Genomic DNA, 25,710 nt, shown 5'->3' on the forward strand with positions numbered 1-25,710 from the left:
GCTTTTCTGGTGTATTACCCGTGTGGGATGGTGGGTGATAAGAGATTTGAACTCCTGACATCTTCGATGTGAACGAAGCGCTCTACCACTGAGCTAATCACCCCCGCAGATCACATAGCCAAACGCTCTGCGTCATGCAAGCGCGCGTCGACGGGGTTCAGGGTTTTTCCGTCTCCGCCTCATCACCCGGACGCAATGGCTGATCGGTCTGACGCACCTTGGCAATGATGACGCGCCCGTTCGCGAGCTTTTTCTCCCGGTTGATCCGCACGCGGCCAAAGGGCGGTAAAACCAGAGGCCGCCCCTCTGCGAGCGCTTCGCCAAGTTCCGCCAACATGGCTTCCACAACCGGCTTGGCATCTTTCTTCTTGATCCCGGCGCGCGCCACGACCCTGTCGACCAACTCCTTTTTGCGCATCGGGTTCACCAGGGTTGCCGACGTGCTTTCAGGTTTTGCGGGCGCGGTTGCCAAGGGCGTCTTTGCCGCAGACACTTTCGCCTTGGCTTTCGGGGACGCGGTGGTTTTTGGCGCCGTCTTGCGTGGTTTTGCCGCGGCGCGTGCGGTCGTTCTTTTGGCCGTTGTCTTTGTGGTGCTCATATCGCCTCTCCGGCCGATTGTTCGGCTCATTCCATTCGAAAATACGCAAGCGCGTTCTTTTCAATTGCAAGAAGACTAGGCGAACAAGGTTAAAAAATCCAGTTGCTCGGAAACCAACGCTGATTGGCGGAAACTGATCCGGTTTCAGAAATCCAATCTCAGCACGAAAAAAGCGCGCCCCCGCGGGACGCGCTTTTCCAAATCAATGGGCAGTTGCCGTTAATGCGCGGTTGCGGCGTCGGAGGCATCGGACTTCCCAGCCAAGGCTGCCGCCGCGGCCGCTTCTTCCTCCGCCGCCTGATCCCACTCGATGGGTTCCGGCGTTCGTACAAGCGCGTGCTCCAACACTTCGGAGACGTGGCTTACGGGAATGATGTCCAACCCGGCCTTCACATTATCCGGAATCTCCGGCAGATCCTTGGCGTTTTCCTCCGGGATGAGCACCGTCGTAATCCCCCCTCGCAACGCCGCGAGAAGTTTTTCCTTCAGCCCGCCAATCGGCATGGCATTGCCACGCAGCGACACCTCGCCCGTCATCGCAATGTCCTTGCGCACCGGGATCCGGCTCAGCACTGAAACAATCGACGTCACCATTGCCAGCCCGGCACTTGGGCCGTCCTTTGGCGTCGCGCCGTCCGGCACGTGCACGTGGATGTCGATCTTGTCGAACTGCGGTGGTTTCACCCCAATCTTCGGGCTGATCGACCGCACATAGCTCGACGCGGCGTCAATGGATTCCTTCATCACATCACCAAGCTTGCCGGTGGTCTTCATCCGCCCTTTGCCGGGCAGCCGCAGCGCTTCGATGCTCAGCAATTCGCCCCCAACGGAGGTATAGGCAAGCCCCGTGACCACGCCGATCTGGTCTTCTTTCTCGGCCAGACCGTAGCGGAACTTCTTAACGCCCAGGAAATCATCAATGTTTTCATCCGTGACGATCACCGTCTCGGCTTCCTTCTTGATGATCTTGGTCAGCGATTTCCGCGCCACCTTCGCGATCTCGCGCTCAAGGTTCCGCACGCCAGCTTCCCGCGTGTAAGTGCGGATCATCTCCGTGATCGCGGAATCCTGCAGTTCAAACTCCTTGGATTTCAGGCCGTGGTTCTTGATCTGCTTGGGCACGAGGTGCTGTTTGGCGATCTCCCGCTTTTCATCCTCGGTGTAGCCGGCCAGCGGGATGATCTCCATCCGGTCGAGAAGCGGCCCGGGCATGTTGTAGCTGTTGGAAGTGGTCAGGAACATCACGTTGCTGAGGTCATATTCGACCTCCAGATAGTGATCCACAAAAGTGGAGTTCTGTTCCGGATCGAGCACTTCCAACATCGCCGATGCCGGATCGCCGCGGAAATCCTGCCCCATCTTGTCGATTTCATCGAGCAAGATCAGCGGGTTGGTGGTTTTCGCCTTCTTCAGCGCCTGAATGATTTTACCGGGCATCGAGCCGATATAGGTGCGCCGGTGCCCACGAATTTCGGATTCGTCCCGAACACCACCAAGGCTGATGCGGATGAACTCACGGCCCGTTGCCTTGGCGACCGACTTGCCAAGCGAGGTTTTCCCCACACCAGGCGGGCCCACCAGACACATGATCGGCCCCTTCAGCTTGGTCGATCGCTGCTGCACCGCGAGATATTCGACAATGCGTTCCTTGACCTTCTCAAGGCCGTAGTGATCGTCGTCCAGCACCTTTTGCGCGCGGCCAAGGTCCTTTTTCACACGTGATTTCACACCCCATGGGATCGACAGCATCCAGTCGAGGTAGTTGCGCACCACGGTCGCTTCGGCAGACATCGGGCTCATGTTCTTGAGCTTTTTGATCTCCGCATCGGCTTTTTCGCGCGCTTCCTTGCTGAGCTTGGTCTCGGCGATCTTGGCTTCGAGCTCGGCCACTTCGTTTTTGCCGTCCTCGCCGTCCCCAAGCTCCTGCTGGATCGCCTTCATTTGCTCGTTGAGGTAATACTCGCGCTGCGTGCGTTCCATTTGCGACTTCACGCGCGTCTTGATCTTCTTCTCGACCTGCAGCACGGACATCTCGCCCTGCATCAGGCCATAGACCTTCTCCAGCCGCTCCGACACGCTTAAGGTCTCCAGAAGATCCTGCTTCTGATGCACTTCGATGCCAAGATGCCCCGCCACCAGATCGGCCAGCTTTGCCGGTTCCGTGGACTCGCCCACAGCCGCAAGCGCTTCTTCTGGCACGTTTTTCTTGACCTTGGCGTAGCGCTCAAACTCGTCCGACACCGTGCGCAACAAGGCTTCCGTGGTTGCGACGTCACCCGGCATTTCGGTCAGATACTCGGCACGGGCCTCGAAAAAACTATCGTTTTCAAGGTATTCGGTGATGCGCACCCGTGCCTGCCCTTCCACCAGCACCTTGACGGTGCCGTCTGGCAGTTTCAGCAGCTGCAACACATTGGCCAGCACACCGGCCTTGAAAATGCCGTCGCTGTCGGGGTCATCCACGCCGGGATCAATCTGGCTGGACAGCAATATCTGCTTGTCGTCCGCCATCACTTCTTCGAGGGCGCGGACCGATTTCTCGCGTCCCACAAAAAGCGGGACGATCATATGCGGGAACACCACAATATCGCGCAACGGCAGTACTGGGTATGAGGCGTTCAGAGGCTCTTGCATGCTCTATCCTTGTTTTTGGCAAGATGGTTCTGGTCCCGCACAGGCAGCAACACTCGACCATCTCCAGGCGCGGAAGCTAAAGGTGGGGCGCACCACACCTTAATTCAACCTTACCGTCGTTTTTGTGCCTGCAGCATGGCCACTGCAAAGCGGAATCACAAGCCTTCAAATCAAGCAAACACGTCGCATATGAGGGATTAATTCACATGCAGCCGGTCTGTCAGCGAAACCGATAGGGAGGAGACCCGCGAAGAGAGAACTTTGACCTCATCTGCAATCACGGTGAACCCTTTGCCCGCATCCCCGGCGCGCGCCGCTTCGATGGAGGCATTGGTGGCCACCATGTTGATGACACGCCCGATCTTGCCAATCTCCATCGCAATAGTGCTGGTCCGGTCCAGCGCATCGGCCTTCCCCTTCTCGCTCAGTTCCAGAAAGAACGTCCGAAGCGCATCGCTGAAGGCGTTGACGCCCTTGGCAACGCGGGTGCAGCAGAGATCGTACATGTTGTCGAGCGGGCGAAACCCCTTGATCTCTCCCTGCGCAACGGTGCAGCGCTCGGTCATGGAAACGATTTCTTCCAGCGCCGCAACCACCTCGTCAAGCATCTCGCCCAATGACTCAGGGATTTGCAGGTCATGCGCGGCCAGAAAACATGCCCGCACGCCCCGCGCCGCATCGTACCCTTCTTTCAGCTTGGTCTTGGCATCCAAGAAGTCATCTACGGATACATTGCCGTTCTGTGCAGTGCTCATTTCCATGTGATGGATCAGGATCTGTAGAGCTGCCAGGCGTGTTGGCGCGATTTTGGTCTGAATCTGATGCAGCGTGTGGTCCAGCGATGGGCCCCCTTCAACAGAGGCGGTTTTGGGTTTTGAAGACATCCGGGCAACTCCGCTACAGGTTGGTTTTCTCTACGCCCTGCGGGGTTAAGCTTGTGTTAATCCGATCTGCTTTACCGGCGAAAGAGCGCGTAGATTTCGGCTCAAATCGGCTCAATATCGCCCTGCGCGCGTCCGGCGTGAAATTCCTCCTGCCATATGTCAAATCGCTGATCAGCGATCGCGGCGCGCATTCCTGCCATCAGATCCTGATAATAGGTCAGATTGTGCCAGGTCAGGAGCATCGAGGAGATAATTTCCTGACTGCGGAAAACGTGGTGCAGATAGGCGCGGCTATAGCTGCGGCAGGCCGGACAGCGGCAGGCCTCATCCAGCGGGCGCGGATCATCCGCGTGGCGCGCGTTCTTGATGTTGACGACGCCGCGCCGCGTAAACACCTGACCCGTGCGCCCAGACCGGCTGGGCAGTACGCAATCCATCATGTCGATGCCGCGCGCGACTGCCCCCACAATGTCATCGGGTTTTCCGACCCCCATCAGATAGCGCGGCTTGTCTGCGGGCAATTGGTCGGCGGCGAAATCCAGACAGCCGAACATGGCCTCCTGCCCCTCGCCCACGGCCAACCCGCCCACCGCATATCCTTCAAAGCCGATGGCCTGTAGTGCCTCCGCGCTCTCGGCGCGAAAGTCCTGCTCCAGCCCGCCCTGCTGAATGCCAAAGAGCGCATGCCCCGGACGGTCCCCGAAAGCCGCGCGCGAGCGCGCCGCCCACCGCATCGACAGCCGCATGCTCTCGGCAATCGTCGCGCGGTCCGCGGGCAAGGCGGGGCATTCGTCGAAACACATCACGATGTCCGACCCCAGCAGCCGCTGGATTTCCATCGAGCGCTCCGGCGTGATCTCGTGTTTGGACCCGTCGATATGGCTTTTGAAGGTCACCCCCCGCTCGGTCAGTTTGCGCAGCGCGGCGAGGCTCATAACCTGAAACCCGCCGGAATCCGTTAGGATCGGCCGCTCCCAGTTCATGAATTTGTGCAACCCGCCCATGCGATCAATCCGCTCCGCCGTCGGGCGCAGCATCAGATGATAGGTATTGCCCAGCAGGATATCCGCACCGGTCTCGCGCACATTCTCAGGCATCATCGCCTTGACCGTCGCTGCGGTCCCTACCGGCATGAACGCGGGCGTGCGAATATCGCCGCGCGGGGTGGAGATGACGCCGGTGCGGGCCTTGCCATCGCGGACATTCAGATCAAACGAAAAAGTCATGCCGCCCCTTTGGCGCAAATCCCGCAGCAATCCAAGCCCCTTGATTGCGCGCGTGTGCTACGCCACACTAATTCCATTTTACGCCAAGGCCATTTTATGAGAGATCAGGACCACCTGAACCGCATCAATGCGCTGACCAGCAATGCCCGAAATACATGGTTTGCCCTTCTCGGCGCATTAGTATTTGTCGGCATCACACTGATGGGTGTAGAACACATTGATTTTTACGGCGTAAACCGGGCGACAAAACTACCTTTGGTCAATGTCGAGGTACCGACGCGTTATTTTTTCCTGGCAGCCCCCATTCTTATCGCAGCAATATATGGATACTTTCATCTGTATCTGATCCGTCTTTGGGATGCCTTGGGCGCGGCTCCCTCGCGCCTCAACGGTATTCGCCTCGGCGACGCCATATCACCCTGGTTGGTGACCGATGCCGCGTTGCACTATCGCCGCCGCCTCCGAGACGACAATTCAACGACGCCGCGCACATTGGAGGACTCAGCCATGATCCTCAATATTTTGCTCGCCTGGGGCTTCGGGGTCACAATTCTCGGCATGCTATGGATGCAATCCGTGCCTGCGCGTGATTTTGGCATGACAGCTATTGCCGCGGTGGCGTTTCTAGTCTCAAGCATCATCAGCGTTTCGAGCTTTGTGATGATGCGCCGCCGAATGCGATTTGAACCGATCACTGCCACTCCGGTCAATTGGGCAAAAGTTCCTCAAGTGCTTGGTATTGGGTTCGGGGCCTCTGCAATCTTGTGGATGAGCTATTTGCAGACAAAAGGACCAATTGATTGGCTCGCTAGACTAGACATGTCTGGCCAAGAAATCATCGAACGCCCAGAAAATTGGCTACCTTATGATATTGCAAGGAAAGAATTTCGGTTAATTTGGTGTCGTCGCGAATTTGCGGGCGCTCAGTGCAATGATTTGGGATCGCGCGAAACAGATTTCAACGAAGAGCTCAAAACCAGACGCAAATCTCTTCTGGCTGATATGAACCGCCCAAGCTGGACCAAGACTGGACGTAAAAAGCCAGACTTAAGGCAGGTTATCCTGATCAATAGCTTCCTTGCAGACGCGGATCTAACCGATGCAGTAATGCACGGCGCAAATCTGAAGGGTGCTCAGTTGGAACAGGCTGACCTCAGTCAAGCGAGGATGCATGGGGCGCACTTCAACAAAGCTTTACTGCAGCAGGCAGACCTAAGAAATGCCGAACTACAGGACGCAAATTTCAGCGGCGCAAAGATGCTTGGGGTGAACCTCAGCGGAGCGCATTTAACAGGTGCGGATCTAACAAGTGCGCAGATGGGACGAGTTGTCCTCAGTGGAGCAAATTTGGAGAATTCAAAGCTGCGTTGGGCCCAGATGACGGACGCAGACCTTAGCGATGCGAATTTGACTGGTGCAAATTTCAGCGGTGCACAAATGGAGCGTGCGAACCTCAGCGGCGCGCAGATCAAGCAGACCAATCTCAGCGAAGCACAGATGGCGGGCTCAAATTTGGATTTTTCACAATTGACTGGAATTCACAGCAGCAACATCCTATCTGGTACAGACCTGAGCAAGAGCACCAATAATGGTGGGATGCTTAGATCCGTGGATCTAAGCCGCACGCGCATTGATGAAAATACGGATTTCCGCAACGCCTTTCTCGATGGCAGCGTCTTGATAAGTGATTCTTTCCGCACGCAAATGGGCAACCCATGCCAGTGGGTAGTATCAGTATTGAGCGATAGTGCTTTCTACTCGCATTGGCGAGGTTGGATTGAGATAAATCCTTCGAAAGGGCTTTTGGACCTATGGGACTTCATCGCGCCAAAAGAGTTTACCAAAATTACCGCCACTGCTCCGCCTGAGGGTTGCACTTGGAAAGCGGGACCAATGCCAAGTGCAACCCCGAATTGAATTTGGAACTTTGCGCAGTTCCCGGCCTTTTTTCCGCCTCATCGCGCTAGTAAGCCTTTTTTCAATTCTTGCATTTAAGCGTCCCAGCAATCACATCTGTGACACAATAAACAAAAAGGACCGCCGCGCGTGGACATCGAAACACTCATTCTCTCCCTGATCGAAAGCTCGCTGGTTTTCCTGCTTTTGGCCGCCCTCTTAATCGTTCTGGTGGTGAAAGCGGTCAAGATCGTGCCGCAGTCCGAAAAATACGTGATCGAACGTTTTGGCCGCCTGCGCGCGGTGCTTGGCCCGGGCATCAACCTGATCGTGCCCTTCATTGACCGCGTGGCCCATGAGATTTCCATTCTGGAACGGCAGTTACCCAATGCCAGCCAGGACGCAATCACTAAGGATAACGTGCTGGTGCAGGTGGAAACATCGGTGTTCTACCGCATCACCGAGCCCGAAAAGACCGTCTACCGGATCCGCGACGTCGATGCGGCGATTGCCACGACGGTGGCAGGGATCGTGCGGGCGGAAATTGGCAAGATGGACCTGGACGATGTGCAGGCCAATCGGTCGCATCTGATCACAACCATCAAGGCGCTGGTCGAGGATGCGGTGGACGATTGGGGCATCGAGGTCACCCGCGCCGAAATCCTGGACGTGAACCTTGATCAGGCCACCCGCGACGCCATGCTGCAACAGTTGAACGCCGAGCGCGCCCGCCGGGCCCAGGTGACCGAAGCCGAAGGCTCCAAGCGGGCTGTGGAACTGGCCGCCGACGCGGAGCTCTATGCCTCCGAACAAACCGCCAAGGCGCGGCGCATTCTGGCAGACGCCGAAGCCTATGCCACCCAGGTTGTTGCAACCGCCATCAACGAAAATGGGCTTGAGGCCGCGCAATACCAGATTGCCCTGAAACAGGTCGACGCGCTGAATGCGCTTGGATCCGGCGAAGGCAAACAAACCATCGTGGTGCCCGCGCAGGCCATCGAAGCCTTCGGCGATGCCTTCAAGCTGCTCAAAGGACGCGGCGCGTGACCGATCTGCTCGACCTCTGGTGGGTTTGGATGGCCGCAGCGCTGGCGCTTGCCGTGATCGAGGTCATGGTGCCCGGCTTCATTTTCCTCGGCTTTGCGCTGGGAGCGCTCGCAATGGTGGCCGTGGTCTTGGCCGCACCGGGCTTCAGCGCCGCCGCACTCCTCGCCACTTTCGCGGGCCTGTCGCTGGTTGCCTGGATTTTGTTGCGCGTCGCCTTTCGCAAGCAATCCACCGGCGCCCGGATCGTGCATGATGACATCAACGACACCTAATCTTCTTCTGGCCTGAAATATCCCCGCCGGAGGCAAAAATGGGCTCAGGCCTTCGCCTGAGCCAAACAAAGATCACGGCGGGCAGGTTTCCCCAATCGGTTGAGGTCGCAGGATGCACCTGCTACCCCTTTTCAAAATGAAAAAGGGGGACCGGGATGGAGAAGCTGACATTCGGCTGGGAAGAATGGGTGGCGCTGCCCGATCTGGGCCTGCCTGCGATCAAGGCAAAGGTGGACACCGGTGCCCGCACCTCCGCCTTGCACGCCCATGATATCGAGGTGTTCGGACCCGCCAAGCACCCCAAGGTCCGCTTTAACGTGCACCCGATATCCGGGCGTCAGGATGTGGCCATCACCTGCTCCGCCCCGCTGGTGGACCGCCGCGAGGTGACCTCCTCCAATGGCGAGACGGAACAGCGCTTTGTGATCGCCTCTACCCTCGCGGTCGGAGAGCAAAGCTGGCCCATTGAAATCACCCTCACCAATCGCGGATCAATGTCGTCCCGCATGCTGCTGGGGCGACAGGCGCTCAGCGACCATATCTCCATCTCACCCACCGAGAAACGCCTACAACCGGATCTCAGCTATGACGTCTACCACACCTCCGCGCTGAAAAGCCGGGCGCCGAAACGCGCCCTGCGGATTGCGGTGCTCAGCCGTGAAGACAACTACTCCACCCGCCGCCTCGTCGAGGTCGGCGAGGCGCGCGGCCATACCGTCGAGGTTATCAACACCACCCGGTGCTATATGGCGATTAACACCATGGCGCCCGAAGTGCACTATGACGGGAAACGCCTGCCCCGCTATGACGCGGTGATCCCGCGGATCGGTGCCTCGATCACGCCCTATGGCACCGCGGTGATCCGGCAGTTTGAAACCATCGGCACCTATTGTGTGAACGGTTCTGCCGGGATCACCGCATCCCGCGACAAGCTGCACGCGCATCAGGTCCTGGCCTCGAAAAAAATCGGCATGCCCACCACGGCCTTTGCCGCCTCGCCGAAAGATACATCCAATCTCATGGGGTTGGTGGGCACCGCGCCGCTGATCGTGAAACTACTGGAATCCACCCAAGGCAAAGGGGTTGTGCTGGCCGAAACCAAAAAAGCCGCTGAATCCGTCATCGACGCCTTTCGCGGGCTCAAGGCCAATTTTCTGGTGCAGGATTTTGTGAAGGAGGCCGCGGGCGAGGACATCCGTTGTCTGGTGATCGCGGGCAAGGTGGTGGCGGCCATGAAACGCACCGGTGCAGAAGGCGATTTTCGCTCCAACCTGCACCGCGGCGGATCGGCAAAGGTCGTGCGCATCACCAAGGCTGAGCGTGAAACAGCTGTGCGCGCCGCCCGCGCCTTTGGCCTCGGCAAGGCGGGTGTGGATCTCTTGCGTTCCGAGGCGGGACCAAAAGTGCTGGAGGTGAATTCCTCGCCCGGTTTCGAGGGCATCGAGAACGCGACAGGCAAGGATATCGTCGGCAAGCTTTACGACGAAATCGAAACCCGCGTGCGTCCGCAACCCGCCCGTAAACGCCGCAGCTAAACCAACCTGCCGCCGTGCCGTGGCAAAGAACCGCCCGCCAAACCCATGAACTTTCCGCACCTGGCCATGTTACCCACCCACTCCACAGGCAACATGGCTTATTAATTGAACTGCCAATGACACGTTTCATCTACAAAACCCTCACGTCTGAGCATGCCGAAACATGGCGGGAACTGCGGCTGGAAGGCGCGCGCGATTTCCCGTTGGGATTTCTGACCACATTTGACGAGACGGAAGCGATCAGCCTTGATCGGTGTCGTGAAATCCTGGGCTACCATGGGATGAGGGGTGTCTTCGCGGGTGAGGAACTTGTCGGGTTCTGTGGTTACCGCCCTCAGCATCTGGAACGGATCCGGCATCGCGGTGAAATCGGGCCATTTTTTGTCACCCGAAGCCGACAGGGATCAGGCGCTGCAAAGACCATGATGGCAGGTGTTATCGCCGAGGCAAAAGGCAATGGGCTCGCGCAACTCGAACTCTTTGTGGATACCGAAAACCTGCGCGCCCGGGCCTTCTACGAAGGACAGGGTTTCGAGCATGTCGCCACCTTTTCCGACAACCTCAGGATCGACGGAAAACCTCGAAACAGCGCCTTCATGACGCTGCGGCTCTAGTATTTGACGTCAAAAGAAACGTTCAGGCGCGCGCCACGCCCCTTGAAATACCCGTTGCCGCGCAGCCAATAAAGCGGCGGTCCTTTTGAGGGCCGCCGCCGCGAACCTCACCGTCCGTTGTGATGCACTTCCTGCAAGCCATAGACCGGCGTGTCGATGCCTTCGTACCGCGCCTTGATCTGCAGCGACAGGAACTGCGAATAGTGCCGGGACTGGTGCAGATTGCCGCCGTGGAACCACAGCGCGTCAACCTGCGTCGGCTTCCACATATTCCGCTGCTCGCCCTCCCAGGGCCCGGGATCTTTCGGCGTATCGGAGCCCAACCCCCAGACTTTGCCGACTTTATCCGCGGTGTCCTGATCGATGATATCGGCCACCCAGCCGTTCATCGAGCCATAGCCCGTGGCGTAGACAATTACATCCGCCTCCAGCTTGGCGCCATTGTCCAGGACCACCCCATCCTCGACCACTTCCGTGACCTGTCCGTGCGCCAGTTTGATCTTGCCATCAATCACCAGCTGGCTCGCGCCCACATCGATGTAATACCCCGACCCGCGCCGCAGATATTTCATGAACAGACCGGAGTTATCCGCGCCCCAATCGAGCTGGAAACCGGCTTTCTCAAGCCCGGCGTAGAACTCCGCATCCACTTCCTTGATCTTGTCATAAACCGGGATCTGGAATTCGTGCAGGATCCTGTAGGGCAGCGAGGCAAAGATCAGATCGGCCTTGTGATGCGTCATCCCGGCCTCGACCGCGCGCTCGGAATAAAGATCGCCCAGCCCGATTTCCATCAGCGGCTCGGAGCGCACGATATGGGTCGACGACCGCTGCACCATCGTCACGTCCACATCCGCCTCCCAAAGGGCCGCGCAAATGTCATGGGCAGAATTGTTCGACCCGATGACCACCGCCTTTTTCCCGGCATAAGCATCCGGCCCCGGATGCGCGCTGGAATGATGTTGATCGCCCTTGAAACTGTCCATGCCCGGCAGCTCCGGCATATTGGCCTTGCCAGACATGCCGGTGGCAAAGATCAGTTGCTTCGGTTTCAGCACAACCTCTTCGCCATCACGATCGACGGTCACGACCCATTCCTTGGTTGCGGCGTCATATTTGGCGTTCTGCACCGTGGAGCGGGTCCAGTAGTTCAGCTCCATGATCTTGGTATACATCTCCAGCCAGTCACCGATCTTGTCCTTGGGGGCAAAGACCGGCCAATTCGGCGGGAACGGCAGATAAGGCAAATGGTCATACCAGACCGGATCGTGCAGGCAGAGGGATTTGTAACGGTTGCGCCAGCTGTCACCGGGACGGTCGTTTTTCTCGACGATGATCGTGGGCACACCCAGCTGCCGCAGCCGCGCCCCCAGCGCGATGCCGCCCTGCCCGCCGCCGATGATCACAGTATAGGGTTGCGTCTTGTAGCCCAGCTCCGCGCGTTCTTTTTCAAGCTCTTCGGCCCAGGTCAGCCGGTGTTTGCCCGCCCCATGTTTGGCCCCCAGTGGTCGTTCGTAGCCCAGCGGTTCCTCGTGCCCTTTCAACTCGACCATGGTCGTCAAAAGGGTCCAGATCAGCCCGTCCTTGAGCCGGACCAACCCATACCCACGCGCCACGGCGGTCTCGAAACTGATCCAGGCGGTGATGATTCCACCGTCTTCCGTCGCCATTTCGCCCTCGGCAACGCGCCAGGCTGTGGGTTTGGTGGCAGATAGCTGCGCATCCAGCATGTCGCGCACCTGATCCTGACCTTCCATCGTTTTGATATTCCATGTGAACGTAACCAGATCGCGCCAATAGCAATCGGTCTGAAACAGCGCTGCGGCGGCATCAATGTCCCCGGCCTCCAGCGCTGCCCCAAATCTATCCAGAAAATCCGTTACCTGGTCGTTGGTCGTTGTATCCAGCATGCATCTACCTCCCGTCAGACGAGAAGAAGTGTGGCAGAACCTGTTCTCTCAGGCGAGGCATACTTTTGTACCCTGTGGTGCCCACCGGGGCTCGGGCGCAGAGCAATCCCCCTCCAGACCCCTTTACGCCCCCGCCGAAATTCCTATATAAAACGCTAAGGAATAAGAGAGGCCCTCGATGAACAATGCACCCGAACCGCTCGAAGGCGCACCTCTGATTGCGCCCTCCTCAACGGACCATCCGCTCTATGAGCAGATCGTCGAAGCGTGCCGGAGCGTGTATGACCCGGAAATCCCGGTCAATATCTACGAGCTGGGCCTCATCTATACCATTGATATCAATGATGAAAGCGAAGTGGCCATCAAGATGTCGCTGACCGCGCCTGGATGCCCCGTGGCGGGTGAAATGCCCGGCTGGGTGGCCGACGCGGTGGAGCCGATTGCCGGTGTCAAACACGTCAATGTCGAGCTGGTCTGGGAGCCACCCTGGGGCATGGATATGATGTCTGACGAGGCGCGGCTCGAACTGGGTTTTATGTAAGCCCCCCCAATGACAACCGAAAAACAGAAAATGATCGCGGGCGAGATGTATTTGCCCGGGGATGCAGAACTGGTGCGGGATCGCGCCCGCAGTCAAACCCTGCAGCGCCAGTATAATGCGACCATTGTGTCGGACACCGAGGATCGCAAAACCATTCTGGATCAATGGCTTGGAAGCCGCGGTTCAGGTTGTGCGTTGCGTACCCCCTTCTATACCGATTATGGCTATAACGTCCATCTCGGCGCCGATGTCTTTTTCAACTATGGTTGTGTGTTGCTGGACGTTTGTGACATTCGCATCGGCGACAAAACCCAGATCGGACCGCTGGTACAAATCCTTACCGCAGATCATCCGCGCGCGCCGCATCAACGGGATGCCGGGTTGGAGTTTGGCCAACCCATTGAAATCGGGCGGAATGTCTGGATTGGCGGCGGCGCAATCATCCTGCCGGGGGTGACGGTGGGCGACGATGCGGTCATCGGCGCCGGTGCCGTGGTCACCCGGAGTGTTTCAGCCGAGGTGACGGTCGCAGGAAATCCCGCGCGCCCGCTTGTCCCGCGCGCTCAGACTGCTTAGATTGGCGTCAAAGGAGAGGTTCCATGTTTGGTATTCCCGGCAAGCAAGCCGTCACACTGACCCCCAAGGCCGCCGCACAGGTGTCCAAGCTCATGACCTCAGCGGGTCATGCGGGTCTGCGCATTGGCGTCAAGAAAGGCGGTTGTGCGGGCATGGAATACACCATGGAGTATGTCGAAGAGACCGATCCCAACGACGAGATCGTGGAACAGGATGGCGCGCGCGTGATGATCGCCCCAATGGCGCAGATGTTCCTTTTCGGCACCGAGATCGATTATGAAACCTCCTTGCTGGAAAGCGGCTTCAAGTTCCGCAATCCAAATGTCACCGAGGCCTGCGGCTGCGGTGAATCGATTAAATTTGGCTGACCTCTCAGGGTTTTTTCAAATGCACATAGGTCTCGGCAAAGCGCCGCGACAGGTGATCGCCCGCCAACATGGTCTTGCCTGATCCGCGCGGTGCGATGTTGGTGTCGTGGGACGGGTTGAAAAACAACGGGATGGAGATGCGTTCAAAGTCGGTTCCGATCACCCGGTGCGGTGTGGCGCGTACCAGATCATCCGTCCAGATCTCCATCATCTCGCCGAAATTGATCACAAACTCGCCCGGTGGGGCTGATACCGGGATCCACCCACCGCCCCGCTTGCGCACCTCCAGGCCCGGTCCACCATCCGTGGCCAGCAAGGTCAGACAGCCATAATCGGTATGCGTGGCGATGCCAAAATCCCGCGCCGTCGCCCAGGCTGGGCGGGCCGGATAATAGTTCCCCCGCAACAGCGCCATCGGTGTCTCAAACGCCTCGTCGAAGTAATCATCAGGCGCGTCAATTGCCCGGGCGATCCCGCGCAGAACATCCATCGCAACGCCGCGTGCCTGATCATAGTAGCGCTCGATCTCGCGCTGGAACGTCGGCAGGGAGGCTGGCCACTGGTTGGGCGCATAGACCGGCAAGGCACCGCGCGGGTCACCCGCGGGCAGTGTGAAGCCGCTGTCAAAGAACTGTTTGTAGTCGGGATTGGCCGCTGGGTCGACCTGCTCGGAGCCAGACGCCCCCCACCCGCGATTTGCCCCGGTGCGGGCCATGTCGATGGTGGCTTTTTCCGCCTCCGGCAGGAGGAAAAACGCCCGATACTGCGCCAGCACATCCTGCATCCTTGCCGGTGTGAGGTCGGTGTTGAAAACGGTGAAAAAACCGATGCCCGTCGCCGCCTCGCGCAACTGCGCCATGGTGTCGGCGTCACCTTTTGCCATCAATCGGGCGTCCAACCTGGGGATCATCATGCGTCTCCGAAACCTGTCCGACTGCCCCTGCCACAGGAAGAACTGCGGCGCAAGCAGCGCTGGTCGATTGCCGCCACAGGATCAGGCTGTTACCAAAGGGCAGACATCATGGCAGGAGAGTTTCATGCGGCGGAAAATGGCAGCAGGCAATTGGAAGATGAATGGCGCGCAGGCAGGCCTGAGCGTGCTGGACGGGCTCATAGCGAGCCATGCAGAGAGCCCCTGCGACATCGTGATCTGCCCACCTCACCCGCTGCTGATCCCTGCAACCACACGCTGCGCGGGCGGGCCCGTCGCCATCGGCGCACAGGATTGCCACGCAGAGGCCAAGGGGGCTTTCACCGGGGACGTCAGCGCAGGCATGATCGCGGACACGGGCGCGGGCTATGTGATTGTCGGACATTCCGAGCGCCGGGAAGCCTACGGTGATACGGATGCACAGGTGCAGGCCAAAGCCGTGGCGGCCCAGTCAAACGGGCTCATCGCCATTGTCTGCCTCGGCGAGAGCCTGTCGCAACGCGAGGCTGGCGAGGCTCTGCCCCTGATCACCGCACAACTGGCCGGGTCGGTGCCGGAGGCTAGCACCGCCGCCACCCTGGTGGTCGCTTATGAACCGATCTGGGCCATCGGCACCGGCAAGATCCCCACGCTGGCGCAGATCGCCGAGGTCCATGCAAAACTCCGGGCTGAACTGGTCGCGCGCTTTGGCGCCGAGACCGGTGAGGCGATCCGCCTGCTCTATGGCGGATCGGTCAAACCCGATAATGCCGCCAACATCTTTGCGACCGCAAATGTCGATGGCGCGCTTGTCGGGGGTGCGAGCCTGAAAGCCGAAGACTTTTCGCCGATCATCCACGCGCTCGAAAAGAGCTGACCCCCGCTTCTTCTGGCCAAAAAAATCCCCGGGGGGTGAGGTCCGGTCCGCGCCAGCGGCGGACTGTCCCGCGGACAGTCCGAGGGCCGAACGGGGCGGAGCCCCTATTTCACGATAATCTCCGGCCCCATCACCAGCGTTGGCAACCAGGTGCTGATGATCGGGATGTAGGTGACCATGATCAGGAAGACAAAGAGCACCGCGGTGAAGGGCAGCGCCGCCTTGACCACGGCCCACATCGGCATGTTGGCCACGCCCGAGGTCACGAAGAGGTTGAGACCCACCGGCGGCGTGATCATCCCGATCTCCATGTTCACCACCATGATGATGCCGAGGTGAATGGGATCGATCCCCAATTCGATGGCGATGGGAAAGACCAAGGGCGCAACGATCACCAAAAGCCCGGACGGCTCCATGAATTGTCCACCGATCAGCAGGATCACATTTACGATCACCAGAAACACGATGGGCCCGAACCCGGCGTCCAGCATGGCGCTCGCGATCTGCTGCGGGATCTGCTCGTCGGTCAGCACGTGTTTCAGGATCAGCGCGTTGGCGATGATGAACATCAGTGTGACAGTCAGCTTGCCGGCCTCGAAAAGCGTATTCTTGGTGTCGCGGTGAAAGAATGCCGTGACCAGCGCGATGGGCTTCTGCATCAGCGACAGGTTGCGCGTCTCGTCGCCTTTGACATGCAGCGGCCCCATGTCCCGGTAAACGAAGCTTGCAATGAAGAACGCATAGACCGCCGCTACCGCTGCCGCCTCCGTCGGGGTGAAAATCCCGCCGTAGATGCCGCCCAGAATGATCACGATCAGGAACAGACCCCATCCCGCCTCGCGCCCGGAGGCAAAGACCTCGCCCCATCCCCGCCACTCACCTTTTGGCAGGTCGCGAATTTTGGCGATGATGTAGATGGTCACCATCAGCATGGATCCCGCCATCAGGCCCGGAATGACACCGGCCAGAAACATTCGGCCCACGGAAACATCCGTGGCCGAAGCATAGACCACCATCACGATGGAAGGCGGGATCAGGATGCCCAGCGTGCCCGCGTTGGCGATCACACCAGCGGCAAAATCCTTGGTATACCCGACCTGCCGCATGCCCGCGATGACAATGGAGCCGATGGCCACCACCGTGGCCGGGGACGAGCCGGACAGCGCCGCAAAGAGCATACAGGCAAAGACACCCGCGATGGCCAACCCGCCCGGCAAATGCCCGACCAGGGCGATGGAAAACCGGATGATCCGCTTGGCCACGCCCCCGGTGGACATAAAGCTGGAGGCAAGGATGAAAAACGGGATCGCCAGCAGCGTGTAATGCCCTGCCATCGCCTGAAACAGCGTCTGCGCGATGGAGGCCAGCGACGTATCACTCAGCACCAGCAGGAAGACGATCGAGGACATGCCGAGGCTCACAGCGATCGGCACGCCGACCAGCATCAGGCCAACGACCATGGCAAAAAGAATAGCGACTTCCATGGGTTATTTCCCCGCGTTCATATGTTTGACGGCTTCGACCTCGTCTTCGGCCTCATGGCTGACGATCAGGCTGGTGGCCTCTCCGCGCAGCAGGCGCAGCGTGGCCTGCAGGAAGCGAAAGAGCAGCAGCCCCATGCCGAAGGGCAGCATGGCATAGGGGATAAACCGCGGAATTTTCTCGTATTCTTCGTTTTCATTGAAAATCGGCTCGATCCAGCGGAGCCATTCGGGCATCGGCATGTCGACAACCTCGTACCACGCCTGATCCCGGCTGTTTTCAAACCCGGTGGGGAACCAACGCCCCGAGGTCGCATCGAACCCGGCAAAGGGAGCCCAGTAGTCCCAGGCGCCTTTGAACACCAGGGCCGCATAGACCACGCAAACCGCTGCAGCAAACAGCGCCAAGGTGCGCCGGACGGGCGGGGAAAAGAGGTTGATGACCGCATCCACCCCAAGGTGGGCGGTGACCTTCACGCAGTAGCTCACCCCAAAGAGCACCAGCCAGGCAAATAGGAACGTGACCGCCTCCAGCCCCCAGATGATGCCGGTATTGAACCCGTAGCGCAGCACCACATTGATGAATGTCAGGATGGTCATCAGTCCAAGGATCAGGGCAATCGCCGTTTCCTCGATTTCGTTGACGATCCGACCCAGGATCGTTTCCGCCTCATAGGAATGCGACATGCGCCCCTCCCCCCAGATTAGTCCATCCGGCCCGCGATGTCAGGGCCGGATGGGATGGCCGATAAGGCCTTAGAAACCGGCGTTGATCGCCTGTGCTGCGTCGATGTTTTCCTGACCGACGTCGTCTTTGAACTGCTCCCAGACGGGTTTCATCGTCGCAACCCATTCGGCGCGGGACGCTTCATCCAACTGGCGCACAACGCCGCCGGCCTCGATGATTGCGGCCTTGGCTTCTTCGTTCACGGAGGTGGATTCGGCATTTCGCGCCTCGGTCACTTCCGCCACGATGGTGGACAGTTGATCGCGCACATCCGCGTCCAGCGCATCCCACCAGTCGGTGGATGTCACGAGCATGTAGTCGATGATGCCGTGGTTGGTCTCGGTGATGCCGTCCTGCACCTCAAAGAACTTCTGGCCGTAGATGTTGGACCATGTGTTCTCCTGCCCGTCGACGACGCCGGTCTGCAGCGCGCCGTATACTTCGGAGAAAGCCATCGGCTGGGGTGAGCCGCCCAGAGCCGCCATCTGCGCCTTGAGCACGTCAGAGTTTTGCACCCGGAACTTCAGACCGTTGGCATCCGCGGGGCTGTTCAGTGCCACATTGGCGGACATCTGTTTCATGCCATTGTGCCAGAACGCCAGACCAATCAGCCCGCGACGGGTCATCGATTCCTTCATCGCCTGACCGGTTTCGGAGTTCTGGAACGCGTCTACTGCATCAATGTTCTTGAACATGAAGGGCAGATCGAAGATGCGGAACACTTTGGTGAACTGCTCGAACTTGGACAGCGAGGGCGCGGCCATCTGCACGTCGCCCTGCAGCAGCGCTTCCAGCACCTGATCATCGTTATAAAGCGTGGAATTCGGGAAGACCTCCATGCAGGCCTTGCCGTTCATTTCTTCGTTCACCCGTGTTTGCAGCAGGCTCGCCGCAATGCCTTTGGGGTGACGGTCGGTGTTGGTCACGTGGCTGAATTTGATGACGATCTCGCCATCATCGCAGGCCGCAGCGACGGCAGATGCGCTCACCGAAAGGGTCAGCGCCGTGAGGGCAGCAGTTACAATTCTCATGTGGTTTCCTCCCAGAAACTTTTTGGCTTTTCATTTTCTTGTCGGGCATCACGCGTTGGATGCGCTGTGGGATATCAAATAGCCCTTATTCGCGAAGGGCAAGCGTTATGAATTTCGCCCGTATATTTCAGGAAAAACGCTTACTTACCATAATGATACGAGGCGTATTGAAGGCAATTGTCCGCTTGCAGCATTTCACCTGCGTGCGGGAGGCCGCACATCACCCCCATGATTTGTGCGAAAATCCGCACATTATTTCTCGCGGTAATCTTCGGCTCGAATCCCGTAGCGGGTCAGTTTGTCGTAGAAGGTTTTGCGCGGCAGTTGCAGCGCTTCAGCGGCCACAACAGCGCGCCCTTCCGCACGGCGCAGTGCCTGTTCCAGCAGGCTCTGTTCCACCTGTGCCATCTGCTCCGCAAGACCCAGGTTGGTATCGGGTGTTGCCTCTTTGGCCAGGCCCAAGGAGAATCGCATCGCCTCCGACATCAGCGCCCGGGCGTTCCCTGGCCAATCCCGCGCCATCAATCTGGCAACCACCTGTGGGGTGATCTCGGGCGCGCTCAGCCCCGCCTGCTCGCTGGCTTGCGCGACGTAGTGGCGAAAGAGGATCGGAATATCCTCCGGCCGCTCGGACAGGGACGGGATGCGCACCGGCGTAACTTCGAGCCGATAATAAAGCTCCGAATTCAACTGCCCCGCTTCGACACTGGCGGCCAGATCGCGGTTTGACCCGGCAATCACGCGGGTCTCTGTCCCGTTCTCCAGCGCCTCCAGCAAACCGAGCTGCGCCTGCGCGGGCATTTGAGTGATCTCATCCAGGAAAAGACTGCCAGAGCGCGCCGTTTCCAGCGCTTCGGAAAGCTCGGCCACATCCGATGCCGCCGCAGCCCGTTTGACAAACGGCGCTTTGGAGCGCGCGGAGCACAGGTGGATGACTTCCGCGACTTTCGAAATACCGGTGCCCGGCGCCCCGGTGACCAGCACTTCGGTTTCTGTCACAGCGACGCGGCGTACCCGCGCCCGCAGCCCTTCCGCAAGCTGTGACGCGCCAAAGAGCATGCGCGCAGCCGGATCGCCGGTCTCGATCAACGCGCGCAACCGGCGATTGTCCAGCACCAGACGCCGCGTTTTCAAGGCCCGCTCCAGCACGGCCAGCAGGTCGGCGGGCGCGCAGGGTTTTTCCAGAAAATCAAACGCCCCCTGCCCCACGGCTTTCATGGCGGTGGGAATATCCCCCTCGCCCGTGAGCAGGATCACCGGCAGATCCGCATCCTGCGCGCGGGCATAGGACAGCAGGTGAAACCCGTCCCGGCCAGGCATCCGCAGATCCGAGAGGATCACGCCGTCAAAATCTGCCGTGATCAGGTCCTTGGCCGCCACGAAGGAACCCGCCGTGACCGGCTCCAGATCCGCCAATTCGAGCGTCTGCGCCAGCGCATCACGCACGGCAGCATCGTCATCGACCAATAGAACGCGGGTGCTCATGCGGCTTTCTGTGCCGCCCATGGCTGGACTTCAACGGAAAAAAGCGCGCCGGGGTCACAATTGCGCACCCGGATTTCACCGCCAAAGCTCTGCATGATCCCATAAGAGATCGACAGGCCCAGCCCCATGCCTTCTGACGCGCCAACCTCCTTGGTCGAATAGAACGGGTCGAACACCTTTTCCGGATCACGCACCCCCGGCCCGGTGTCGCGGATATCGATGCTAAGCGGATTGCCCCGCGTGACAGAAACCGTCAGGCGCCGCGTCTCGCTCTCGCTCATGGCATCCAGCGCGTTGGTCATCAGGTTTACAAAGACCTGGCCCAGCCGCACCTCGCCCCCTTTGACCCAGATGGGGTGCCCGGCGCTTGTGTAATCTAGGGTAACGTCCATCTCGGCCGCCCGGGTACTGATCATCTCAACCGAACTGTCCAGCACGGCCACCAGATCGACGCGGGTCATCGGTTCGGTCTGCTGTGTGGAAAAAGCGCGCAGGTTCTTGATGATCCGGCCCATGCGGCGCGCCATATCCGATATCCGGCCCAGATTTTCGGTGGCCCGCTCAGGCTGGCCGCGGTCCAGAAACAGCCCTGCGTTTTCCGCAAAGGAGCGGATCGCCATCAGCGGTTGGTTCAACTCATGGCTGATCCCGGCGCTCATCTTGCCCAAAGCGCTGAGCTTGCTGGCCTGCACCAGATCGGCTTGCGCCCGCGCCAAAGCGGTTTGCGCCTCCTTGCGCTCGCCCACTTCCTGGCGCAGGGCCGTGTTGATCTCCGACAGGGCGGCGGTGCGGCGCGCCACCCGTTCTTCCAGCTGTGCATTGGCCCGCGCCAGCGCCCGCCGCCGTTCAGTGGCCAGAAACAGCATCGCACCAAAGGCCAGACACAGCGCTGCGACAACCGTCGCCTGCAACTTGGCCAATTGGCGCGCAGGCGCCACATCCACCAGCACCTCTGCGGTCAGGCCGATCACTGGCAGGTCGCGCACCAGATGCAGCGCATTTTTCGGCAAATAGGGCCCCCAGCCCAATTGCCAGATCTCATGGCCACCGGTCTCATAGCTGGCAAAGGGCGGCGCCTGACCAAAGGGCGGGGCCAGACCCGGGCCATCGGGCGGTCGCTGCCACAAGACCAGTTCCGACCGGTTCGTGACAAAGACCTTTCCCTGCTCATCCGTGAAAAAGACCGCGCGCAGCCCACCGCGCCAGGCGTCTTCGATACCGTGCATCCCCACGGCGACCACCACAGCGCCCTGCACCTTGCCGCCCGGTCCAAAGGCCGGCGCTGCATAGTAAAACGCCCGCTGCACGAGCGGCGTGCCGATCCCGTGATCGCGCCCCAACGCCCCCTGCATGGCGCGTTTGACGTAATCCGTATCGCCCAGCTTTGCGTCCGACAAGGCGCGCGCAGAGGCCTGTATCTGCCCCTCCAGATCGACATACATCACGTCAAGCGCATCCGCTTTGTCAGCCGCTTCCAGAAACAGCCGCCGAGCCGCTTCTACACCGCGCCCCTGCGCAAGCGCCGCACTATAGGGATGATCTGCCAGAAAAACGGCGAGTTCCCGAAAGCGTTGCAACTGACCGACCAAGCGATCGCTGGCCAGCGTCAGGTCACTTTGCCCCTGCCGCTCCAACTGACCCAGCGCCTGCAGATACCCATAGCGCCAGACCCCCGCAGAGGCCGCCGCCACCGCGCCCAGAAACATGGCTATGATCAGCACGCGGTGCATCAAACCCTTGGACATCAGCGCGAGTTTACAAACAGCCCCTTGCCTTGACCAGTGCCCTGGCGGTTAAAGAGGCCTATGAAAACGCTGCACCAATCCCCGCTCGATCCTGCTTTTGTGCAAGATCCTTATGCGCTCTATGCGCGTGTATTGGCGGATGATCCGGTGCAGTACTGGCATGATTATGGGATGATGGCGGTTTTTGACGCCGCAACGGTGCAGGCCCTGTTGCGCGACCGGCGTTTGGGGCGGGCTGTGCCAGACGATCAGAAACACCCCGTACCGGAGCACTTGCGCGGGTTTGATGCGGTTGAGCACCACTCGATGCTGGATATGGAGCCACCCACCCACACGCGATTGCGCGGTCTGGTGTTGCGGGCGTTCACCTCGCGGCGGGTGAAGGCGCTGGCGCCGGACATTCACGAGATCTGCGACGACCTCTTGGCGGCCTTTCCAGAAGGCCCCTTTGATCTGATCCCTGCCTTTTGTACCGCCTTGCCCGTCCGTGTGATCGCGCGACTTTTGGGCGTGCCGGAGGAGATGTCGGACAGCCTGCTGCGCTGGTCCAATGCGATGGTGGCCATGTATCAGGCGGGCAAAACCCGCGATACCGAAATTGCCGCAAATACTGCGGCGCTGGCGTTCGCTGATTTTCTGGGCGGCTATATCGAAAAGCGACGCAGCGATCCGCGCGACGATCTGATCACCCATCTGATCGCAGCGGAAGAAGACGGTGAAACGCTCACCCGGGACGAAATGATCGGGACCTGCATTCTGCTCCTGAATGCCGGTCACGAGGCAACGGTTCAGACTCTGGGAAATGCGGTAAAGGCACTCCTGGAGCACGACATCCCCCACACCGCCCTGGCGCCCGATGCCATCGCTGACACGGTGGAGGAAGTTCTGCGCTTTGATCCGCCCCTGCACATGTTCACGCGCTATGCCTACGAAGATATCGAGGTGCGGGGCCATCCGTTGAAAAAGGGCGCGCAGGTCGCGCTCATGCTGGGGGCTGCGGGCCGTGATCCCGCCCAGACCGAAGGCCCGAACCGTTTTGAGCCTTTCCGCACCCCCACAGCTCACGCGGCCTTCGGGGGTGGGCTGCATTTCTGCGTTGGCGCGCCACTGGCAAGGCTGGAGCTGCAAATGGGCCTGCAGCGTCTCTTTGCCCATGTGCCACATCTGAAATTTACTGGAAAACCCTTTTATTCAAACAGTTACCATTTCCACGGCCTGCGCCATCTGCACGTCACACCTTAGGCCGCGATGGGCTCACATCGGCCACATGCGCCAAGCATAAAAATGCGGCGTAAGCCGCGCCTTTGGATCACGGATCAGAGCGGCAGCATGGTGGTGGATTTGATCTCTTCCATCGACAGCAAAGCCGTCACATTGTGCACCCGCACCTCTGAGATCAGCGCCTGATAAAACGCATCATAGGCGCGCGCATTCTTCACCCGCACTTTAAGAATATAGTCGATATCTCCTGCCAGCCGGTGCGCCTCCTGCACTTCCGGTCTGTCACGCAGCGCTTTCAGAAACGCTGCCTGCCACTCTGCCTCATGCTCGGAGGTGCGGATTAGGACAAAGAAACATGCCTCAAATCCCAGCGCATCCGCATCGAGCACAACGGTCTGCTGCCCGATCACGCCCGCATCGCGCATTTTGCGAATCCGATTCCACACCGGGGTCTTGGAGGAGCCCACCTGGGCCGCAATTTCGTCCAATGACTGGCTGGCATCGCGCTGCAGCTCGCCAAGGATTTTCCGGTCTGTGTCGTCTATTCGAACGCTCATTCTGCAAAACCCCTTCTAAGCGGTCATTTGTTCTATTTCTCAACTAATTCAGAACACACGTCCTTATCAACCCGCAAACCTAGCGCAAATATGGGATTTTTTCCTATATTGAGCGGAAGAAACTCGAAAGGCGCGGCCTCATGGACCATTTTCCGATCTTCCTGCGTGTCGAAGGACGCCGCATCGTCCTGTCGGGCGGGGGCGAAGCTGCCCTGGCCAAGCTGCGTCTGCTGATGAAAACCGCAGGCCACATCACCGTCTTCAGCGCCGACCCGGCGCCGGAAATCGTGCACTGGGCCAAGGAGGCCAAACTGACCCTGATCCGCCGCGCCATGGCCCCGGGTGATGCGGTCTGTGCTGCCCTCTTCTACTCCGCCGATGAAGATGACGCGGAAGACGCACGCACCGCCGCCATCGCGCGGGCCGATGGCGCCTTGGTCAATATCGTTGACAACCTCGGCGACAGTCAGTTCATCACCCCGGCCATTGTGGACCGCGACCCGGTGACCATTGCCATCGGTACCGAAGGCGCGGCGCCGGTACTGGCCCGCGCCATCAAGGCCGATCTCGAAGCCCGCCTGCCCGCCGCGCTTGGCCCCTTGGCGCGCATCGGCAAGAAATTCCGCAAGGTTGCAGAGGCCCTGCCCTTCGGCCGTGCCCGCCGGGACTTCTGGCGCGCCTATTACTTCCAGACAGGCCCCGATGCGATCAGCGGTGGCGAAACCGCGGTCAACCGCGCGCTCGATACGCTGCTTGCCGATCACCTGCAGCGCAAGGCGCGCGCCGGTCACGTGCATTTTGTCGGCGGCGGCCCGGGTGACCCCGATCTGCTGACGATGAAAGCCCGCCGGTTGCTGGATGAGGCCGATGTGGTGATCTACGACCGTCTGATCAGCAAACCCATCCTCGAACTGGCCCGCCGCGAGGCGGTGATGATCGATGTGGGCAAGGAAGCCTTTGGGCCTTCCACCCCGCAGGAAGCCATCAACGATCTGATTGTTGAGCACGCCCAAAAGGGCGCGCAGGTGGTGCGGCTGAAATCCGGCGATGCGACGGTCTTTGGCCGTCTGGACGAGGAGATTGATGCGCTGGACGCGCAGCAGATCGCCTGGAGCATTGTGCCCGGCATCACCTCTGCCTCCGCCGCTGTGGCCGAAATCGGTCAGAGCCTCACGAAACGCGGGCGCAACTCCTCGGTGCGTTTCCTGACCGGCCACGACATGAAAGGCTTTGCCGATCATGACTGGGCGGCGCTGGCGCGCCCCGGCGAGGTTGCCGCGATCTATATGGGCAAGAAATCCGCGCGATTCATCCAAGGCAGGCTGATCATGCACGGCGCGGACCGCCACACAGCCGTAACCGTGATCGAAAACGCGTCGCGCCCCGATCAGCGCATTCTGGAGACGACACTCGACGCGCTGCCCAACGCCTTGGCCGCAGCCGAGATGTCGGGCCCCGCGCTCACCTTCTACGGTCTGGCCCCGCGCGCGGCGACGGGCGCGCTGCACCAACACAGCCCAGATGCACAACCAACCCTGCACCGACATGAAACCATGACACAGGAGGCTCTCTGAT

At 59.7% G+C, this 25,710-nt stretch carries 23 protein-coding genes and 1 tRNA gene; 11 read left to right on the top strand and 13 right to left on the bottom strand.

The window, feature by feature from the left end; all coding sequences use genetic code 11:
- Positions 1-28: 28 nt before the first annotated feature.
- From Q1A20_RS18940 to tgt, 5 genes are all read right to left on the bottom strand, one after another.
- A tRNA-Val gene (locus Q1A20_RS18940) sits at positions 29-103 on the bottom strand.
- Positions 104-157: 54 nt separating this feature from the next.
- Positions 158-598: an HU family DNA-binding protein gene (locus Q1A20_RS18945; RefSeq protein WP_299409523.1), complete on the bottom strand. Its 441-nt coding sequence runs from the start codon at positions 596-598 to the stop codon at positions 158-160.
- Positions 599-817: 219 nt separating this feature from the next.
- The gene (gene lon / locus Q1A20_RS18950; RefSeq protein WP_299409526.1) at positions 818-3,232 is read right to left on the bottom strand and encodes an endopeptidase La; all 2,415 of its coding nucleotides are present in this window, start codon (positions 3,230-3,232) and stop codon (positions 818-820) included.
- Between the two features lie 197 nt (positions 3,233-3,429).
- On the bottom strand, positions 3,430-4,116 hold the full coding sequence (locus Q1A20_RS18955; RefSeq protein WP_299409529.1) for a methyl-accepting chemotaxis protein: 687 nt from the start codon (positions 4,114-4,116) through the stop codon (positions 3,430-3,432).
- 101 nt (positions 4,117-4,217) lie between these two features.
- The gene (gene tgt, locus Q1A20_RS18960) at positions 4,218-5,342 is read right to left on the bottom strand and encodes a tRNA guanosine(34) transglycosylase Tgt (RefSeq protein ID WP_299918130.1); all 1,125 of its coding nucleotides are present in this window, start codon (positions 5,340-5,342) and stop codon (positions 4,218-4,220) included.
- Positions 5,343-5,438: 96 nt separating this feature from the next.
- On the opposite strand from tgt, the gene Q1A20_RS18965 reads away from it, so the two are divergent.
- The 5 genes from Q1A20_RS18965 to Q1A20_RS18985 all read left to right on the top strand — a co-directional run bounded on the left by Q1A20_RS18965 (position 5,439) and on the right by Q1A20_RS18985 (position 10,706).
- Positions 5,439-7,259 carry a pentapeptide repeat-containing protein gene (locus Q1A20_RS18965; RefSeq protein ID WP_299409534.1) on the top strand — a complete coding sequence of 607 codons (1,821 nt, stop codon included), beginning with the start codon at positions 5,439-5,441 and terminating at the stop codon, positions 7,257-7,259.
- 129 nt (positions 7,260-7,388) lie between these two features.
- Entirely contained in the window at positions 7,389-8,285 is an 897-nt protein-coding gene (locus Q1A20_RS18970; protein ID WP_299409536.1) for an SPFH domain-containing protein, read from the top strand.
- On the top strand, positions 8,282-8,557 hold the full coding sequence (locus Q1A20_RS18975; RefSeq protein WP_299409539.1) for a hypothetical protein: 276 nt from the start codon (positions 8,282-8,284) through the stop codon (positions 8,555-8,557). Before Q1A20_RS18970 ends, Q1A20_RS18975 begins: the two co-directional genes overlap by 4 nt.
- 155 nt (positions 8,558-8,712) lie before the next feature.
- Complete coding sequence (gene rimK, locus Q1A20_RS18980; protein ID WP_299409542.1) at positions 8,713-10,092, top strand: 30S ribosomal protein S6--L-glutamate ligase; 1,380 nt, start codon at positions 8,713-8,715, stop codon at positions 10,090-10,092.
- Positions 10,093-10,208: 116 nt separating this feature from the next.
- Positions 10,209-10,706 (top strand): GNAT family N-acetyltransferase, encoded by a 498-nt coding sequence (locus Q1A20_RS18985; RefSeq protein WP_299409544.1) that lies wholly within the window; start codon positions 10,209-10,211, stop codon positions 10,704-10,706.
- Positions 10,707-10,813: 107 nt separating this feature from the next.
- On the opposite strand, the gene Q1A20_RS18990 is transcribed toward Q1A20_RS18985, so the two are convergent.
- Positions 10,814-12,616: an NAD(P)/FAD-dependent oxidoreductase gene (locus tag Q1A20_RS18990; protein ID WP_299409546.1), complete on the bottom strand. Its 1,803-nt coding sequence runs from the start codon at positions 12,614-12,616 to the stop codon at positions 10,814-10,816.
- 178 nt (positions 12,617-12,794) lie between these two features.
- Between Q1A20_RS18990 and Q1A20_RS18995 the strand changes: the two genes are divergently transcribed.
- The 3 genes from Q1A20_RS18995 to Q1A20_RS19005 are packed head-to-tail and all read left to right on the top strand — an operon-like array spanning position 12,795 to position 14,101.
- Positions 12,795-13,157 (top strand): SUF system Fe-S cluster assembly protein, encoded by a 363-nt coding sequence (locus tag Q1A20_RS18995; protein ID WP_298976054.1) that lies wholly within the window; start codon positions 12,795-12,797, stop codon positions 13,155-13,157.
- A gap of 9 nt (positions 13,158-13,166) precedes the next feature.
- Entirely contained in the window at positions 13,167-13,733 is a 567-nt protein-coding gene (locus tag Q1A20_RS19000; RefSeq protein WP_299409548.1) for a sugar O-acetyltransferase, read from the top strand.
- Positions 13,734-13,756: 23 nt separating this feature from the next.
- Positions 13,757-14,101 (top strand): iron-sulfur cluster assembly accessory protein, encoded by a 345-nt coding sequence (locus Q1A20_RS19005; RefSeq protein ID WP_298976056.1) that lies wholly within the window; start codon positions 13,757-13,759, stop codon positions 14,099-14,101.
- 4 nt (positions 14,102-14,105) lie between these two features.
- Here the strand turns inward: Q1A20_RS19005 and Q1A20_RS19010 are convergent, their stop codons facing one another.
- A complete protein-coding gene (locus Q1A20_RS19010; protein ID WP_299409552.1) occupies positions 14,106-15,011 on the bottom strand; it encodes a 2-oxoglutarate and iron-dependent oxygenase domain-containing protein in 906 nt (301 codons plus the stop codon).
- A gap of 127 nt (positions 15,012-15,138) precedes the next feature.
- Here Q1A20_RS19010 and tpiA point away from each other — a divergent pair, with 127 nt between their 5' ends.
- Complete coding sequence (gene tpiA / locus Q1A20_RS19015) at positions 15,139-15,888, top strand: triose-phosphate isomerase (protein WP_299409555.1); 750 nt, start codon at positions 15,139-15,141, stop codon at positions 15,886-15,888.
- A gap of 104 nt (positions 15,889-15,992) precedes the next feature.
- On the opposite strand, the gene Q1A20_RS19020 is transcribed toward tpiA, so the two are convergent.
- The 5 genes from Q1A20_RS19020 to Q1A20_RS19040 all read right to left on the bottom strand — a co-directional run bounded on the left by Q1A20_RS19020 (position 15,993) and on the right by Q1A20_RS19040 (position 22,357).
- Positions 15,993-17,372 (bottom strand): TRAP transporter large permease, encoded by a 1,380-nt coding sequence (locus tag Q1A20_RS19020; protein ID WP_299409557.1) that lies wholly within the window; start codon positions 17,370-17,372, stop codon positions 15,993-15,995.
- 3 nt (positions 17,373-17,375) lie between these two features.
- A complete protein-coding gene (locus tag Q1A20_RS19025; protein ID WP_299409560.1) occupies positions 17,376-18,056 on the bottom strand; it encodes a TRAP transporter small permease in 681 nt (226 codons plus the stop codon).
- A 69-nt stretch (positions 18,057-18,125) separates the two neighbouring features.
- Positions 18,126-19,127 carry a DctP family TRAP transporter solute-binding subunit gene (locus tag Q1A20_RS19030; protein WP_299918137.1) on the bottom strand — a complete coding sequence of 334 codons (1,002 nt, stop codon included), beginning with the start codon at positions 19,125-19,127 and terminating at the stop codon, positions 18,126-18,128.
- Between the two features lie 252 nt (positions 19,128-19,379).
- The gene (locus Q1A20_RS19035) at positions 19,380-20,612 is read right to left on the bottom strand and encodes a sigma-54 dependent transcriptional regulator (protein WP_299918140.1); all 1,233 of its coding nucleotides are present in this window, start codon (positions 20,610-20,612) and stop codon (positions 19,380-19,382) included.
- Entirely contained in the window at positions 20,609-22,357 is a 1,749-nt protein-coding gene (locus Q1A20_RS19040) for an ATP-binding protein (protein WP_299918142.1), read from the bottom strand. The genes Q1A20_RS19035 and Q1A20_RS19040 overlap by 4 nt, the downstream gene beginning before the upstream one ends.
- Before the next feature lie 60 nt (positions 22,358-22,417).
- Between Q1A20_RS19040 and Q1A20_RS19045 the strand changes: the two genes are divergently transcribed.
- Positions 22,418-23,599, top strand: a complete 1,182-nt coding sequence (locus tag Q1A20_RS19045) for a cytochrome P450 (RefSeq protein WP_299409570.1) — start codon at positions 22,418-22,420, stop codon at positions 23,597-23,599.
- A 74-nt stretch (positions 23,600-23,673) separates the two neighbouring features.
- Here Q1A20_RS19045 and Q1A20_RS19050 read toward each other — a convergent pair whose 3' ends face one another.
- A complete protein-coding gene (locus tag Q1A20_RS19050) occupies positions 23,674-24,135 on the bottom strand; it encodes an Lrp/AsnC family transcriptional regulator (RefSeq protein ID WP_298976065.1) in 462 nt (153 codons plus the stop codon).
- Between the two features lie 140 nt (positions 24,136-24,275).
- On the opposite strand from Q1A20_RS19050, the gene cysG reads away from it, so the two are divergent.
- On the top strand, positions 24,276-25,709 hold the full coding sequence (gene cysG, locus Q1A20_RS19055) for a siroheme synthase CysG (protein ID WP_299918146.1): 1,434 nt from the start codon (positions 24,276-24,278) through the stop codon (positions 25,707-25,709).
- The last annotated feature ends 1 nt before the right edge of the window (position 25,710 follow it).

Source organism: uncultured Roseobacter sp., from assembly GCF_947501835.1.
Taxonomy (GTDB): Bacteria; Pseudomonadota; Alphaproteobacteria; order Rhodobacterales; family Rhodobacteraceae; genus Roseobacter.